Raw genomic sequence first — 14,699 nt, forward strand, 5'->3', positions numbered from 1 at the left:
CAGAAGCAAACAGCCTGCTTGCAAAAACAAGCGCTGGCAATGGCTTGGCAGGGCCGAGGTTGCCCGGGAGGTATAATTTTCCATTCGGACCAGGGAACCCAATATTGCAGCCTGCCGTACCGGATTCTGGCCGCTCAATATGGAATGATGCTCAGCATGAGCCGCAGCGGGAACTGCTGGGATAATGCTTTGCAGAATGACTGTTCCGCAGTCTGAAATCGGAGTGGATACCACGGGGTGGTTATCGGGACAGGACTGAAGCTGCTGGCGATATTGTTCAGTATCAAGGGGTGAGTCCCGAGAGGCGAGACAAGTCAAGGGCGCAGGCTGCGATGCGCAGCACGACATAGCCGGTATTTCCCTGCGGTGCCCCACAAGTATCAATGAAAGCCTCCAACGCGAGCCATTCGCGAGAGCCTTGAGTCCACGCTAAATCTATCTTATCTGCGCAGGGCAGAATGTGAAGACGGCCGCCCTGGCTCTTGCCCCAGCCAGGCGCACGAGGCGGTGGAAAGGGGAGGGGATGTTGTCTATATGGCTCTGCTGTAGTGAGCGGGTTGCGCTCCGACAGCGGTCCTGATCAATCGTCACCCTTTCTCGGCCCTTGAATGTTCCTCGCTCGCAACGAGCCTCCTTTTCGCCAATCCATCGACAATCACCGCGAGCCCCAGCTCGAACACTGCGTCCGGACCGGCTTCGTCGAAGGTGTCTATCACGGCCCGCAACAACGGAGCCTGTTCAATGGTGCCGCCGCGCTCACCGGCATCGCTGTCGCCGGCCTGCTCCTCAAGCACGGCCCCAACAGTGAAGTAGCTGATTGTCATCAGCGCATTGACGGCGTCCCAAGCCGAAAAACCCGCCTCGCAGAGGAAGCGAAGCTGCGCGTCGACCACTTCCATCTGCGGTGCGCCCGGTCTCGTGCCAGCATGGATACGCGCGCCATCGCGATAAGCGAGCAGCGCCTGCCTGAAGCTGCGGGCATTCCCGATCAGAAATGAGCGCCAGTCGTCGTCGACTCTCGGCACCGAATGCGTATGATTCTCCGCCAGCATGGCTTCGGCCAGTGCGTCGAGCAGCGCCCGTTTGTTCCTGAAGTGCCAGTATAACGCCGGCTGCTGAACCCCCAACCGTTTAGCCAGTTTGCGTGTCGTCAGAGCCTCTACGCCGACCTCATTCAACAGGTCCAGGGCGACACGGATAACTGTATTAGGCTGCAACTTTATCATGCTTGACACTTTATCACTGATAAACATAATATGTCCACCAACTTATCAGTGATAAAGGATCCGTGAGTTCTATCGGACCAGCGGAGGCTGGTCCGGAGGCCAGCGGAGGCTGGTCCGGAGGCCAGACGTGAAACCCAACAGACCCCTGATCGTAATACTGTGCACTGTCGCGCTCGACGCTGTCGGCATCGGCCTGATTATGCCGGTGCTGCCGGGCCTCCTGCGAGATCTGGTTCACTCGAACGACGTCACCGCCCACTATGGCATTTTGCTGGCGCTGTATGCGTTGATGCAATTTGCCTGCGCGCCTGTGCTGGGTGCGCTATCGGATCGTTTCGGCCGGCGGCCGGTCTTGCTCGTCTCGCTGTCCGGCGCCGCTATCGACTACGCCATCATGGCGACGGCGCCTTTCCTTTGGGTTCTCTATATCGGGCGCATCGTGGCCGGCATCACCAGGGCGACTGGTGCGGTAGCCGGCGCCTATATTGCCGATATCACAGATGGGGATGAGCGCGCGCGGTACTTCGGCTTCATGAGCGCCTGTTTCGGGTTCGGGATGGTCGCGGGACCTGTGCTCGGTGGGCTGATGAGCAGTTTCTCCCCCATGCTCCGTTCTTCGCCGCAGCAGCCTTGAATGGCCTCAATTTCCTGATGGGCATTTTCCTTTTGCCGGAGTCGCACAAAGGCGAACGTCGACCATTACGCCGGGAGGCTCTCAACCCGCTCGCTTCGTTCCGGTGGGTCCGGGGCATGACCGTCATCGCCGCCCTGATGGCTGTCTTCTTCATCATGCAACTCGTCGGACAGGCGCCGGCCACGCTTTGGGTCATCTTCGGCGAGGATCGCTTTCATTGGGACACGAGCTTGATCGGCATTTCGCTTGCCGCATTTGGTATTCTACATTCACTCGCCCAGGCAATGATCACCGGCCCTGTAACCACCAGGCTCGGCGAAAGGCGGGCACTCATGCTCGGAATGATTGCCGACGGCGCAGGCTACATCCTGCTTGCCTTGGCGACAAGGGGATGGATGGCGTTCCCGATTATGGTCCTGCTTGCTTCGGGTGGCATCGGAATGCCGGCGCTGCAAGCAGTGTTGTCCAGCAGGTAGATGAGGAACGTCAGGGGCAGCTTCAAGGATCTCTTGCGGCGCTCACCAGCCTGACCTCGATCGTCGGGCCCCCTCTTCACGGCGATCTATGCGGCCTCTATAACAACGTGGAACGGGTGGGCATGGATTGCAGGTGCCGCCCTCTACTTGCTCTGCCTGCCGGCGCTGCGTCGCGGGTTTTGGAGCGGCGTAGGGCAACGAGCCGATCGCTGATCGTGGGAACGATAGGCCTATGCCATGCGGGTCAAGGCGACTTCCGGCTACCCGTCTTTCAATCACAACAAGTACAGCAATATTAGGACTGCTTTTCGCTCACAGCGGACCTCTAACCCAGCCATCTTGTCCGCTTCGTTCTAAGAACAGACATCCCTCACTTCAGAATGTGTAGTCAACGGGGGACAGGACAATACGAATGTTCCACTAAAAAATACAGATGAGATAATTATTTACACCAAATTTTGGAGATTTATCGTTGTATCAGGTATTAAAAGTACAATTTAAATCTATTATATCTCGCAATAAGCCTGACATGTAGGTTTCTACAAATTCTCTAATTACGTTATTGACATATGAGCATTTGAAGGCGTAACCTTCAATCACTGTATGTAGATGTGTCTTCCCCTGTTGAGGTGGCTGATACAGCATTTCTACTTGCCATTAAACCAGTCTTTCATGTAATCCTATGTAAAATAGTCTGGTTAATTTATTTTACATACGGGTATCAGTGATGAATGAACTCAGTATTGTTAGTGGTAAATTGCAACTGTTGTCGATCATAGGTGACCCGATCGCTCAGGTCAGCGCTCCACTCATGATAAATGCCGCCATCCTTGAAAAACAAATCCCCGACACTTTGATGGTCCCTCTCCATATAAACTCTGTAGGTCTGCAAACCGCTGTCAATGGTCTGAAATGTATTCAGAATTTTCGTGGTGCCATTATAACGATGCCTCACAAACAACATGCGCTTTCATTAATTGATTCAGCCAGTGAATCTGCTATGGCAATCGGAGGATGCAACGTCATCAGGAGGAATGCTCAGGGCCAACTACATGGGGATATGCTCGATGGTGAAGGTTTCGTATCGAGCCTTTTGAAAAGAGGCTTCGATGTGACAGGTAAAAGAGTCTATCTAGCTGGAACAGGCGGTGCTGGCTCAGCTATTGCTTATGCTATGGCCGCCAAACAGGTTGGAGAATTAATTGGCACTGTTGCAAATAGTCGGTGGTGATAAACTTATCATCCCCTTTTGCTGATGGAGCTGTACATGAACCCATTCAAAGGCCGGCATTTTCAGCGTGACATCATTCTGTGGGCCGTACGCTGGTACTGCAAATACGGCATCAGTTACCGTGAGCTGCAGGAGATGCTGGCTGAACGCGGAGTGAATGTCGATCACTCCACGATTTACCGCTGGGTTCAGCGTTATGCGCCTGAAATGGAAAAACGGCTGCGCTGGTACTGGCGTAACCCTTCCGATCTTTGCCCGTGGCACATGGATGAAACCTACGTGAAGGTCAATGGCCGCTGGGCGTATCTGTACCGGGCCGTCGACAGCCGGGGCCGCACTGTCGATTTTTATCTATCCTCCCGTCGTAACAGCAAAGCTGCATACCGGTTTCTGGGTAAAATCCTCAACAACGTGAAGAAGTGGCAGATCCCGCGATTCATCAACACGGATAAAGCGCCCGCCTATGGTCGCGCGCTTGCTCTGCTCAAACGCGAAGGCCGGTGCCCGTCTGACGTTGAACACCGACAGATTAAGTACCGGAACAACGTGATTGAATGCGATCATGGCAAACTGAAACGGATAATCGGCGCCACGCTGGGATTTAAATCCATGAAGACGGCTTACGCCACCATCAAAGGTATTGAGGTGATGCGTGCACTACGCAAAGGCCAGGCCTCAGCATTTTATTATGGTGATCCCCTGGGCGAAATGCGCCTGGTAAGCAGAGTTTTTGAAATGTAAGGCCTTTGAATAAGACAAAAGGCTGCCTCATCGCTAACTTTGCAACAGTGCCCAAAAAATTAACTACCTGAGGAAAATTGATCCTTTTGTGTTTGAAGAACTGTTGCTGGAAGGATTTGAAGCGCATGGCTTCAGAACCATCAGAAACAAACGCTATACCGGCGATGGAGGCATTGACGGCCAGGTAATAATAGGAAAATATCGCTATCTTATTCAGGCTAAACGCTATCGCGGCCATATTGCTTTACAGCACGTACAGGAGTTCGAGAAGTTGCTTAAACGTCATAACTGTCGCGGTCTGTTTTGCCATACCGGGAAAACCGGCGCAGGTTCAAAATCTGTCAGTATTGCCAGTGAACGGATGGAGATTATCAGCGGCCAGCGCCTGATAGATTTGCTCACGCCCGGCAGCTCCTTCACTATCGCAACCGCCCCGCAGACGATGATGAAGCGTACCGCAGCAACACTAGAAACGAGCACCATTGTTAAAGATGCCGGTAAAGAAAATCGATACCATGAGAGTTAATTAAATGAAGTCAGTAACTATAGAAGCAAAAACATTTGCTGAAATGTTAGGAATAACAGAAGGTGAGTTAATCTTTGCCATTAAGAAAACTGGCACATTCAAAAACAAGACCATCCCACAACCTCATGAGCCACATAAATCAAATAATAGATTTTTATATTCAGACGTAATGAGGTTTATAGAATCACTAAAAGACAAAGAGAACCGGTAATGACTCCAACTTACTGATAGTGTTTTATGTTCAGATAATGCCCGATGACCTTGTCATGCAGCTCCACCGATTTTGAGAACGACAGTGACTTCCGTCCCAGCCTTGCCAGATGTTGTCTCAGATTCAGGTTATGTCGCTCAATGCGCTGAGTGTAACGCTTGCTGATAACGTGCAGCTTTCCCTTCAGGCGGGGTTCATACAGCGGCCAGCCATCCGTCATCCATACCACGACCTCAAAGGCCGACAGCAGGCCCAGAAGACGCTCCAGCGTGGCCAACGTGCGTTACCTAACAATAAACCTGTTTAAATATCCAGATAAAAACATTCAATCTGGGTCAAATGAGTGATACAGTTTCACCCATAAGACCCAATGGAGGCAATATGTCTGAATTTGAATTACTGGCGCAGGATCTGCTTGAGAAAGCAGAAGCGGAAGAACAACTGCGACAGGAAAATGATAAAAAGCTGCTCGGGCAGGTGCTGGAAATCTATGACCAGAAGTACGTGGCTGAACTGCTTAGAAAAGTTGGTAAAAATGAGTGGAGTCGCGAGACTCTTAATCGCTGGATTAATGGTAAGTGCTCACCTAAGACGCTGACGTTAGCCGAAGAGGAACTTCTACGAAAAATGCTTCCGGAAGCGCCTGCACATCACCCTGACTATGCCTTCCGGTTTATTGACCTGTTTGCTGGGATTGGAGGTATACGGAAGGGCTTCGAAACCATCGGTGGCCAGTGCGTTTTTACCAGTGAATGGAATAAAGAGGCTGTGCGCACATATAAAGCTAACTGGTTTAACGATGCTCAGGAACACACTTTCAATCTCGATATTCGTGAAGTCACGCTCAGTGATAAACCTGAAGTACCTGAAAACGATGCCTATGCTTACATTAATGAGCATGTGCCGGATCATGATGTACTTCTAGCAGGTTTCCCCTGTCAACCGTTTAGCCTTGCGGGCGTAAGCAAGAAAAACTCGCTCGGGCGCGCGCATGGTTTCGAATGTGAGGCTCAGGGAACGCTTTTCTTCGATGTGGCGCGTATTATCCGCGCAAAAAAACCTGCCATCTTTGTTCTTGAAAACGTTAAAAACCTGAAGAGCCATGACAAGGGTAAAACCTTTAAAGTCATCATGGATACCCTCGACGAACTGGGCTATGAAGTTGCGGATGCAGCTGAGATGGGCAAAAACGATCCTAAAGTTATCGACGGAAAGCACTTTTTACCTCAGCACCGAGAACGTATCGTTTTGGTCGGTTTCCGCCGTGATCTGAACATTCACCAGGGCTTTACCCTGCGCGATATTAGTCGTTTTTATCCGGAACAGCGTCCGTCATTTGGCGAACTGCTGGAACCCGTGGTTGACAGCAAATATATACTGACGCCGAAACTCTGGGAGTATCTCTATAACTACGCCAAAAAGCACGCAGCTAAGGGTAACGGATTCGGTTTTGGCCTCGTTAATCCTGAAAATAAAGAAAGCATTGCCCGTACGCTTTCTGCTCGCTATCACAAAGACGGGTCTGAAATTCTGATAGACCGTGGCTGGGATATGGCCACAGGTGAAACAGACTTCGCGAACGAAGAAAATCAGGCGCATCGGCCCCGCAGGCTGACTCCGCGAGAGTGCGCGCGCCTTATGGGTTTTGAAAAAGTAGATGGCAGGCCTTTTCGCATTCCTGTGTCAGACACTCAGTCGTACAGGCAGTTCGGTAACTCCGTAGTGGTGCCCGTGTTTGAAGCCGTAGCCAAACTGCTTGAACCTTATATCCTGAAAGCGGTTAATGCCGATTCGTGCAAGGTTGAACGAATCTGATCGCTCCTCCCGGTATTTATGCCGGGAGATAATCTATGGAATATCTGCGTAAAGCCCTGTCAGCTCAGCAATAAACGCACCTAGCGTCATTAGCTCAGCTCTCACCGCCTCCGGGTATTTTTTGTGCAGAGATGATGGCACGACCAATCTGACACCCGACTCCCGCATCTCCCGATATTGAGCCAGAGAAACTCCCTCCTGGAGTGTAAACAGATGCACCTGATGAATTTTATCGGCCTCATTCAGTATCTGACGCCAGCGATCCTTACAGGTAGTCTTGACTGCCAGCATGCGCAGATTTTCTACGGGAAACTCAGTATCGTGGTAAGCCCCTGCGGAAGGGAAAAGGAAATCGGGTTTTTTATTACCTTCTGTGATGGCCTGCGTCGCAAAGTGTCGCAGGCCGTGCTCAATGAATAGATGCTCCAGGTGCAGTTCCAGCGACTTCCCGGCTCTGGATTTACGGCGATTGCTGACAGAATTGGCCAGCGCAATAAATTCATCCACAGAGCCAAATCCTTTCCGGATGATATCCAGAACATGCAGTTCCTCAACCAATAGAAATATGTCGTACTCCACGCGCCGGCGGTCAAGAAGTTGCTCATCCGGATCAAGGGAATTTTTCACATAATGGCTGGCTGCATACTGAATAATTTCACTTCCCGACGGAAAGCGCAGGTGCCAGTCTTCAGGTAGAATATATTTATGATTTACTGGCGCTTGCTGTAGAGATAGTCCGCCTAGAATCTGTCCTGCGGGGCCGGATATAAGCGCTCCGGGTATAACTTCACCAATAGCGGTCTCAATGACGTCCTCTTCATCAGTGCTGGCGCATACCCAAATATTTACTTCCTTACAGTCCCCCCCTTGCTCATCAAGCTTGAAAGCCAGGAGCGTCAGAGCCCCTGTATTTTCAGGATCCTGAAGTGGGCTGCCTCTACCCCAGCGGGTAATCCTTTTTTCATTCCGGGTTTTACCAAAATGACGGCTGTTATAATAAATTGCCCTGGCTTCGCTGTCAGGGCAATCATGCGATGACACATGTGCGGTGAGAAAAACCGAAGGGTTCAGTTCACGGGTATGGTTGATAGACGGAAAGAGTTTTTCAACGATACCTGAAGGGATATAAAGCCCTACCTGGTGACCACCTGTTGCGCCGGTATCGTTGGCGGAAAGGCGTTTGATGTAGACGAAGTAATTCTCACATGCGATCTCAAGTAGCCAGTTGTGGAAAACCGACATAAGCATCCCCTGTTACCCTGAAACTCTACTCACCATTTTTTCATGATTATATACAAACAGTGTCATTTTCAGAAGACGACTGCACCAGTTGATTGGGCGTAATGGCTGTTGTGCAGCCAGCTCCTGACAGTTCAATATCAGAAGTGATCTGCACCAATCTCGACTATGCTCAATACTCGTGTGCACCAAAGCGAGGTGAGCATGGCGACGGAGGCTCTGTTGCAAAGATTGGCGGCAGTCAGAGGTAGGCTGTCGCTCTGCGCCGATCAGGCGGCTGCTGCGAAATGGTGGTTGAGCATGCCCATGGCCTCCGTCAGCGCCGAGGGCCCAATGCCAAAAGCTCTCTCCACAAGGCGCACCTCGCCCCTGATGCCGGGCTGCAGGCACCAGGGGCGAGCCTGTCCTTTGCGCAGGGCTCGCATGACTTCGAATCCCTTGATCGTGGCATAGGCCGTGGGGATCGATTTGAAACCGCGCACCGGCTTGATCAGTATCTTGAGCTTTCCGTGATCGGCCTCGATCACGTTATTGAGATACTTCACCTGCCGGTGGGCCGTCTCCCGGTCCAGCTTTCCTTCGCGCTTCAATTCGGTGATCGCTGCACCATAGCTCGGCGCTTTGTCGGTATTGAGCGTGGCAGGCTTTTCCCAGTGCTTCAGGCCTCGCAGGGCCTTGCCCAGGAACCGCTTCGCTGCCTTGGCGCTGCGGGTCGGCGACAGGTAGAAATCGATCGTGTCGCCCCGCTTGTCGACTGCCCGGTACAGGTAGGTCCACTTGCCCCGCACCTTGACGTAGGTTTCATCCAGGCGCCAGCTCGGATCAAAGCCACGCCGCCAGAACCAGCGCAGCCGCTTCTCCATCTCCGGGGCGTAGCACTGGACCCAGCGATAGATCGTCGTATGGTCGACCGAAATGCCGCGTTCCGCCAGCATTTCCTCAAGGTCGCGATAGCTGATCGGATAGCGACAATACCAGCGCACCGCCCACAGGATCACATCACCCTGGAAATGGCGCCACTTGAAATCCGTCATCGTTCCGTCCGTCCAATCTCCGCCAAGCATGCTCAAGCTTCACGATTTTTGCAACAGAGCCCACACGAGTATTGAGCATAGTCGAGATTGGTGCAGATCACTTCTGATATTGAACTGTCAGGAGCTGGCTGCACAACAGCCATTACGCCCAATCAACTGGTGCAGTCGTCTTCTGAAAATGACAATCGTGCCACCGGCTCCAGGTCTTATCGAACAGCTCAGACACATGGTCCAAATGCTGGTCGATCCGTTCGGCCAGTTTTTCGATGGCCTCTTGCTTGAGCTTGTCACTTTCCCTGAACTCGATGTTCAAGGCCCTGGCCACCTGGTTGAGGTTCCGGCCGATAGCTCCAAGCTGCCGGCACGATTCCCGTACGGTGTTCACTTCTTCATCAGTGAGGACCGGCATCCGGTTCAACGACCGCAGTCATTTCTGTACCTAAACAGTCCTGCGAATATGTGAGTTTTGACCTAATGAGCCACAAAAACTCATTTTCGCCCACGATAATTTTTCTACTTCCTTTCTTTGGAATGCTCATTTCAATATTCACATAACGTCGCTATCAATCGCGGAAAAGGCGTAGTGCGCGAAGCGAACGAAGCTTTTTGCCGTCGATTGCATAGCTTTGTTAACCCTTTTTCCAAATTTGATAGCAATAGTTAATGTTTGAAGTAAAGTGTTGCTCAAAAACAACTTCGAAGGTATTTGGAATACTCGGGAAGAAAACATCCCCCTCTGGCTCGATGTCGATCGTCGATAAGTGGAGCGTAGAGGCCATGGGTAATGTTTCTCGGTAAATTTCTCCGCCACCAGACACTATAACGTGACCGGTGAATTCAGCTAGCCTGTCCATGGCCTCTTCGATTGACTGAAATACAACTACATTGTCATCATTTGATGTCCAACCTGAGCGGGTAACGACCGCGTATTTCCTATTGGGGAGTGCGCCCATAGATTCAAACGTCTTGCGACCCACCAGAAGCCACTGATTGTAGGTCAATGCTTTAAAAAGTAGCTGCTCCCCTTTCGCGGACCAGGGTATGTCTGGACCGCAACCAATCACGCCGTTTTTCGCTTTCGCAGCCATCAATGATACTTTCAAGGTTCTCATCCTGGGTTAACTTTGTTTTAGGGCGACTGCCCTGCTGCGTAACATCGTTGCTGCTCCATAACATCAAACATCGACCCACGGCGTAACGCGCTTGCTGCTTGGATGCCCGAGGCATAGACTGTACAAAAAACAGTCATAACAAGCCATGAAAACCGCCACTGCGCCGTTACCACCGCTGCGTTCGGTCAAGGTTCTGGACCAGTTGCGTGAGCGCATACGCTACTTGCATTACAGTTTACGAACCGAACAGGCTTATGTCCACTGGGTTCGTGCCTTCATCCGTTTCCACGGTGTGCGTCACCCGGCAACCTTGGGCAGCAGCGAAGTCGAGGCATTTCTGTCCTGGCTGGCGAACGAGCGCAAGGTTTCGGTCTCCACGCATCGTCAGGCATTGGCGGCCTTGCTGTTCTTCTACGGCAAGGTGCTGTGCACGGATCTGCCCTGGCTTCAGGAGATCGGAAGACCTCGGCCGTCGCGGCGCTTGCCGGTGGTGCTGACCCCGGATGAAGTGGTTCGCATCCTCGGTTTTCTGGAAGGCGAGCATCGTTTGTTCGCCCAGCTTCTGTATGGAACGGGCATGCGGATCAGTGAGGGTTTGCAACTGCGGGTCAAGGATCTGGATTTCGATCACGGCACGATCATCGTGCGGGAGGGCAAGGGCTCCAAGGATCGGGCCTTGATGTTACCCGAGAGCTTGGCACCCAGCCTGCGCGAGCAGCTGTCGCGTGCACGGGCATGGTGGCTGAAGGACCAGGCCGAGGGCCGCAGCGGCGTTGCGCTTCCCGACGCCCTTGAGCGGAAGTATCCGCGCGCCGGGCATTCCTGGCCGTGGTTCTGGGTTTTTGCGCAGCACACGCATTCGACCGATCCACGGAGCGGTGTCGTGCGTCGCCATCACATGTATGACCAGACCTTTCAGCGCGCCTTCAAACGTGCCGTAGAACAAGCAGGCATCACGAAGCCCGCCACACCGCACACCCTCCGCCACTCGTTCGCGACGGCCTTGCTCCGCAGCGGTTACGACATTCGAACCGTGCAGGATCTGCTCGGCCATTCCGACGTCTCTACGACGATGATTTACACGCATGTGCTGAAAGTTGGCGGTGCCGGAGTGCGCTCACCGCTTGATGCGCTGCCGCCCCTCACTAGTGAGAGGTAGGGCAGCGCAAGTCAATCCTGGCGGATTCACTACCCCTGCGCGAAGGCCATCGGTGCCGCATCGAACGGCCGGTTGCGGAAAGTCCTCCCTGCGTCCGCTGATGGCCGGCAGCAGCCCGTCGTTGCCTGATGGATCCAACCCCTCCGCTGCTATAGTGCAGTCGGCTTCTGACGTTCAGTGCAGCCGTCTTCTGAAAACGACAAACAGCCAGAAAGGCTGTTACAGGCGATTTGATCTGCAACCTATTGGTTAAATTAATGTATCAAAAACGATGGTTTTTGTGACAGTCTTGAAAAGTCCTGACTTCTCCCGAAAAATGACTCCCCTCATGTAACAAAACTCGTTACTGTATCAACATAACAATAACCCCATAACTAATTAGCGAGAAAAGAATGAAAATCGGCTATGCACGTAAATCTACGCATCTTCAGGATGTGGCGCACCAGGTTGACGAACTAACAAAAGCTGGATGTGAGCAAATCGGCACTGTTGCAAATAGTCGGTGGTGATAAACTTATCATCCCCTTTTGCTGATGGAGCTGCACATGAACCCATTCAAAGGCCGGCATTTTCAGCGTGACATCATTCTGTGGGCCGTACGCTGGTACTGCAAATACGGCATCAGTTACCGTGAGCTGCAGGAGATGCTGGCTGAACGCGGAGTGAATGTCGATCACTCCACGATTTACCGCTGGGTTCAGCGTTATGCGCCTGAAATGGAAAAACGGCTGCGCTGGTACTGGCGTAACCCTTCCGATCTTTGCCCGTGGCACATGGATGAAACCTACGTGAAGGTCAATGGCCGCTGGGCGTATCTGTACCGGGCCGTCGACAGCCGGGGCCGCACTGTCGATTTTTATCTCTCCTCCCGTCGTAACAGCAAAGCTGCATACCGGTTTCTGGGTAAAATCCTCAACAACGTGAAGAAGTGGCAGATCCCGCGATTCATCAACACGGATAAAGCGCCCGCCTATGGTCGCGCGCTTGCTCTGCTCAAACGCGAAGGCCGGTGCCCGTCTGACGTTGAACACCGACAGATTAAGTACCGGAACAACGTGATTGAATGCGATCATGGCAAACTGAAACGGATAATCGGCGCCACGCTGGGATTTAAATCCATGAAGACGGCTTACGCCACCATCAAAGGTATTGAGGTGATGCGTGCACTACGCAAAGGCCAGGCCTCAGCATTTTATTATGGTGATCCCCTGGGCGAAATGCGCCTGGTAAGCAGAGTTTTTGAAATGTAAGGCCTTTGAATAAGACAAAAGGCTGCCTCATCGCTAACTTTGCAACAGTGCCTTAATTACCGGTGGGGATTCAGGGATTGGTCGTGCTGTTGCTATTGCCTATGCTCGTGAAGGCGCTGATGTTGCGATTAACTATTTACCTGAAGAAGAAGACGATGCGCGTGAAGTGGTCGATCTGATAAAAAAAGCAGGCAGAAATGTTTTGGCCATCCCCGGAGATATCCGTGATGAGGCTTTTTGCGGTCATCTGGTAACACAGGCGGTAAAAGGACTGGGAGGGTTGGATATCCTCGTCAATAATGCGGGTCGTCAGCAATTTTGTGAGTCAATTGAGGAACTCACCACAGAAGACTTCGACGCAACATTCAAAACCAATGTTTACGCTATGTTTTGGATCACCAAAGCGGCCATACCCCATCTTTCACCAGACAGCGTGATAATTAATACCTCCTCCGTACAGGCTTATGAGCCAAGTGAAATCTTGCTTGATTATGCTCAGACTAAAGCAGCTATCGTGGCATTTACTAAATCGCTGGCGAAACAGCTGGCCCCGAAAGGGATCCGTGTCAATGCCGTCGCGCCGGGTCCATACTGGACTGTACTGCAGTGCTGTGGTGGTCAACCGCAGGAAAAGGTGGAGAAATTTGGGGCAAATGCGCCGCTGGGACGCCCTGGTCAACCGGTGGAAATCGCGCCGCTTTATGTCACCCTGGCCGCTCGGGAGAACAGCTATACGTCTGGTCAGGTCTGGTGTTCTGATGGGGGGACCGGAACCCTCTAACGTTTACGATCTGTGCGTCGAAAGTGACTTTTAAGGCAAGGGCGGACACTATTGTATAAGGGCGGGAGCGGTACTTACCGCTCCGTGAATGCTAACCAATCACCGCGATGCCAAGTCGCTCCATGAGCAACGATGCCTGGTAGTTGTCCAACTTAACGCCTTGTAAATCAACGCCCCGAATATCTAAGTCACCCAACTCCGAATTGGTCAGATCGCAATGTGTGAAGTTTGCTGCTCGCCAGTCGAAAGTCGAAAACTCGCCGCCGGAGAGATCTGAACCACTGAACGTCGCGCCCAGTACCTGGGCACCTATCCAACGGTTTTCCCACAGCTCACACTTTTCCAACACGACTTTCGAAAAATTGGCGTAGCTTAGATTGGTATTCGTGATATATGCGCTACAAAACCAGGTGCGCGTGGTGATCATATTCATAAAGCTTGCGCCGCGGAAATCTGCGCCTTGTGCGCGGCAGTGGCGAATTTCAATGCCCAGCGCACTGGAATTGCGAAAATCCGCCATGGATAAATCACAGCTTTTAAAAATGGCATCTTTCAGCATCGCACGACTAAAATTGCACCCTTTCTGGCTTTCACGATCATAGAACTGACAGCCGATAAATTCAGTGCCGCTCAGGTCGGCACCTGAAAAATCACAGTTAAAAAATGTACTATTTTCAATTTTCTCACCGGTGAAACGGTTTCTGTCAATTTTTTCGCCAACGAGTGCCAGAGCCATATTTGTACCTGTTTTTTTTATACAGTAATGGCGTCATGGTAAACCCTGATGAGGTTATGCGTCAAATCCGCCAATATGACATCTGCAAATGTGCGTTAAATCTGGTGTTTTTTCAGCAAAGCGCGAAGCTGATGGTAAGTCAGACCCAGTAATTCAGCGGCTTTTTTCTGGTTAAATTTTGCCTGCTGTAAGCTGGTTTGTAGAAAGTCTTTCTCTTGCTGCTGCTGGAATTCACGCAGATCCAGCGGTAACCCTACAGACATCGGTTTAGTTTCCGGCGCCTGCGGCTGAGTAGTGTGGCGGCGGAAGGGGTCAATGATTATCTCATCCAGCGGGTAATCACTGGTTCCATGCCGGTAAACGGATCGCTCCACGACGTTTTTCAGTTCACGAATATTGCCCGGCCAACGGTAGTGGAGGAGAGTTTCTCTGGCCTCGGCACTAAAACCCGGAAACAGAGGTAATCCGATCTCGCGGCACATCTGAATGGCAAAATGGGGTTCTAGGGATTTTCCGTCCAAAAACGAC

The 14,699-nt window shown here is 51.9% G+C and carries 12 protein-coding genes and 6 pseudogenes; 10 read left to right on the plus strand and 8 right to left on the minus strand.

Annotated features, from left to right (window positions below):
• Positions 1 to 12: 12 nt before the first annotated feature.
• A pseudogene (locus ACLHV8_RS22885) lies at positions 13 to 216 on the plus strand (DDE-type integrase/transposase/recombinase); the annotation flags it as partial.
• 364 nt (positions 217 to 580) lie between these two features.
• On the opposite strand, the pseudogene tetR reads toward ACLHV8_RS22885, so the two are convergent.
• Positions 581 to 1,226: pseudogene (gene tetR, locus ACLHV8_RS22890) on the minus strand (tetracycline resistance transcriptional repressor TetR).
• Positions 1,227 to 1,353: 127 nt separating this feature from the next.
• On the opposite strand from tetR, the pseudogene tet(A) reads away from it, so the two are divergent.
• The 5 genes and pseudogenes from tet(A) to ACLHV8_RS22915 all read left to right on the plus strand — a co-directional run bounded on the left by tet(A) (position 1,354) and on the right by ACLHV8_RS22915 (position 5,045).
• Positions 1,354 to 2,549: pseudogene (gene tet(A), locus ACLHV8_RS22895) on the plus strand (tetracycline efflux MFS transporter Tet(A)).
• A gap of 514 nt (positions 2,550 to 3,063) precedes the next feature.
• Complete coding sequence (locus tag ACLHV8_RS22900) at positions 3,064 to 3,567, plus strand: shikimate dehydrogenase family protein (protein WP_013851371.1); 504 nt, start codon at positions 3,064 to 3,066, stop codon at positions 3,565 to 3,567.
• A 36-nt stretch (positions 3,568 to 3,603) separates the two neighbouring features.
• A complete protein-coding gene (locus ACLHV8_RS22905; RefSeq protein ID WP_001067855.1) occupies positions 3,604 to 4,308 on the plus strand; it encodes an IS6-like element IS26 family transposase in 705 nt (234 codons plus the stop codon).
• Positions 4,309 to 4,396: 88 nt separating this feature from the next.
• Positions 4,397 to 4,834 (plus strand): restriction endonuclease, encoded by a 438-nt coding sequence (locus ACLHV8_RS22910; protein WP_020325134.1) that lies wholly within the window; start codon positions 4,397 to 4,399, stop codon positions 4,832 to 4,834.
• 4 nt (positions 4,835 to 4,838) lie between these two features.
• Complete coding sequence (locus ACLHV8_RS22915) at positions 4,839 to 5,045, plus strand: hypothetical protein (RefSeq protein ID WP_001749967.1); 207 nt, start codon at positions 4,839 to 4,841, stop codon at positions 5,043 to 5,045.
• A 10-nt stretch (positions 5,046 to 5,055) separates the two neighbouring features.
• Here the strand turns inward: ACLHV8_RS22915 and ACLHV8_RS22920 are convergent.
• Positions 5,056 to 5,328, minus strand: a pseudogene (locus tag ACLHV8_RS22920) (IS1 family transposase); the annotation flags it as partial.
• Positions 5,329 to 5,426: 98 nt separating this feature from the next.
• Here ACLHV8_RS22920 and ACLHV8_RS22925 point away from each other — a divergent pair.
• Positions 5,427 to 6,860 carry a DNA cytosine methyltransferase gene (locus ACLHV8_RS22925; protein ID WP_001288432.1) on the plus strand — a complete coding sequence of 478 codons (1,434 nt, stop codon included), beginning with the start codon at positions 5,427 to 5,429 and terminating at the stop codon, positions 6,858 to 6,860.
• A gap of 33 nt (positions 6,861 to 6,893) precedes the next feature.
• Here ACLHV8_RS22925 and ACLHV8_RS22930 read toward each other — a convergent pair whose 3' ends face one another.
• The 4 genes from ACLHV8_RS22930 to dfrA14 all read right to left on the minus strand — a co-directional run bounded on the left by ACLHV8_RS22930 (position 6,894) and on the right by dfrA14 (position 10,236).
• Positions 6,894 to 8,102 (minus strand): type II site-specific deoxyribonuclease, encoded by a 1,209-nt coding sequence (locus tag ACLHV8_RS22930; RefSeq protein ID WP_001749969.1) that lies wholly within the window; start codon positions 8,100 to 8,102, stop codon positions 6,894 to 6,896.
• Positions 8,103 to 8,368: 266 nt separating this feature from the next.
• Positions 8,369 to 9,133 (minus strand): IS6-like element IS6100 family transposase, encoded by a 765-nt coding sequence (locus ACLHV8_RS22935; RefSeq protein WP_001389365.1) that lies wholly within the window; start codon positions 9,131 to 9,133, stop codon positions 8,369 to 8,371.
• Between the two features lie 142 nt (positions 9,134 to 9,275).
• Positions 9,276 to 9,542, minus strand: a complete 267-nt coding sequence (gene mobC, locus ACLHV8_RS22940; RefSeq protein ID WP_001144737.1) for a plasmid mobilization relaxosome protein MobC — start codon at positions 9,540 to 9,542, stop codon at positions 9,276 to 9,278.
• 220 nt (positions 9,543 to 9,762) lie between these two features.
• Entirely contained in the window at positions 9,763 to 10,236 is a 474-nt protein-coding gene (gene dfrA14, locus ACLHV8_RS22945) for a trimethoprim-resistant dihydrofolate reductase DfrA14 (RefSeq protein WP_004201280.1), read from the minus strand.
• Between the two features lie 154 nt (positions 10,237 to 10,390).
• Here dfrA14 and intI1 point away from each other — a divergent pair, with 154 nt between their 5' ends.
• The 3 genes and pseudogenes from intI1 to ACLHV8_RS22960 form a co-directional block, all read left to right on the plus strand.
• Positions 10,391 to 11,404 (plus strand): class 1 integron integrase IntI1, encoded by a 1,014-nt coding sequence (gene intI1, locus ACLHV8_RS22950; protein WP_000845048.1) that lies wholly within the window; start codon positions 10,391 to 10,393, stop codon positions 11,402 to 11,404.
• A gap of 545 nt (positions 11,405 to 11,949) precedes the next feature.
• Complete coding sequence (locus ACLHV8_RS22955; RefSeq protein WP_001067855.1) at positions 11,950 to 12,654, plus strand: IS6-like element IS26 family transposase; 705 nt, start codon at positions 11,950 to 11,952, stop codon at positions 12,652 to 12,654.
• Positions 12,655 to 12,703: 49 nt separating this feature from the next.
• Positions 12,704 to 13,435 (plus strand): annotated as a pseudogene (locus tag ACLHV8_RS22960) (SDR family oxidoreductase); the annotation flags it as partial.
• Between the two features lie 91 nt (positions 13,436 to 13,526).
• Here ACLHV8_RS22960 and ACLHV8_RS22965 read toward each other — a convergent pair.
• Together ACLHV8_RS22965 and ACLHV8_RS22970 are read right to left on the minus strand one after the other, a co-directional pair.
• Complete coding sequence (locus ACLHV8_RS22965; protein WP_014386481.1) at positions 13,527 to 14,171, minus strand: quinolone resistance pentapeptide repeat protein QnrB1; 645 nt, start codon at positions 14,169 to 14,171, stop codon at positions 13,527 to 13,529.
• Positions 14,172 to 14,266: 95 nt separating this feature from the next.
• A pseudogene (locus tag ACLHV8_RS22970) lies at positions 14,267 to 14,668 on the minus strand (helix-turn-helix domain-containing protein); the annotation flags it as partial.
• Between the last annotated feature and the right edge of the window lie 31 nt (positions 14,669 to 14,699).

The organism is Enterobacter sp. CPE_E863 (assembly GCF_046521465.1).
Lineage (GTDB): Bacteria > Pseudomonadota > Gammaproteobacteria > Enterobacterales > Enterobacteriaceae > Enterobacter > Enterobacter adelaidei.